A 908-nucleotide genomic window follows, 5' to 3' on the forward strand; every position below is an offset into this window, starting at 1 on the left:
CGTGGAATCATCGTTTCTGAAATGATCGAAGACTATGGAAGCGGTATGGACTACAACCGCAAGAAATTAAACAACCTATTGAATCAGATCATGGACAGAAAAGTATCGCAGATCGTGATAGTCCATAAAGACCGATTCGTTCGATTCGGCTATGATTGGTTCGAACGATTGTGTGAAAGATTCGGGTGCAGGATCATCGTTGTAAACAACGAAGAACTTTCTTTTGAAAAGGAACTTGTCGAAGACATCATTGCCATCCTCCATATGTTTTCGGACAGATTGCATGGATTGAGGAAATACAGGAAGATGATCAAAGAAGATGATTCATTGACCAAAGAATTAGGAGGCGTAATCCCATGAAACGATATAGGACATTCAAAGTTGAGATTGATCCAACAGACGAACAAAAACAGCAGATTGCCCGGTTTCAGGGAATTTGCCGTTTTGTTTACAACCTGTATCTTCATGAGAACCAAGAACGTTGGGAAGCAGAAAAGAAGCTTGCTGAAACGTTAGGGCGTAAGCCTCATAGTACGTTGATGAAACCAGCAAAGTTCTATACATGGCTCAAACAGGACTATATCCCCGCCAGCGGAAAGATATGGATCAACGACTGTCCTTCCAAAGCAGTAAGACAATCGATCAACGATGCAAACGAGGCTTATCTTAAGTTCTTCAAGAAACAAAGCGGGTTTCCAAAGTTCAAGAAGAAAGGTTCCAACGAATCGATGGTTTATTTCTGCTGCAACAGTCTCAGTCAACCCGTTCGATCGAGTCGATGGTATGTCCAGTTACCAAAACTTGGACGAGTGCACCTCAAGGAAAAAGGTCGAATTCCGACTTATGTTCCAAATGAAGTTGAGATTGTAAAAGGACGGATTGGGCAGAAGAACGGCAGATGGTATATG

Annotated in this window: 2 protein-coding genes; both read left to right on the forward strand. The window is 42.2% G+C overall.

Annotation, left to right across the window (positions count from 1 at the left end):
• Nucleotides 1-360: IS607 family transposase (locus BO222_RS11200; RefSeq protein ID WP_143357022.1), on the forward strand; the 360-nt coding region annotated here is incomplete at its 5' end.
• A partial coding sequence (locus tag BO222_RS11205) for a helix-turn-helix domain-containing protein (RefSeq protein ID WP_158024607.1) occupies nucleotides 357-908 on the forward strand: 552 nt, incomplete at its 3' end. The genes BO222_RS11200 and BO222_RS11205, both read left to right, overlap by 4 nt.

This window comes from Ileibacterium valens (assembly GCF_001945525.1).
Lineage (GTDB): Bacteria > Bacillota_I > Bacilli_A > Erysipelotrichales > Erysipelotrichaceae > Ileibacterium > Ileibacterium valens.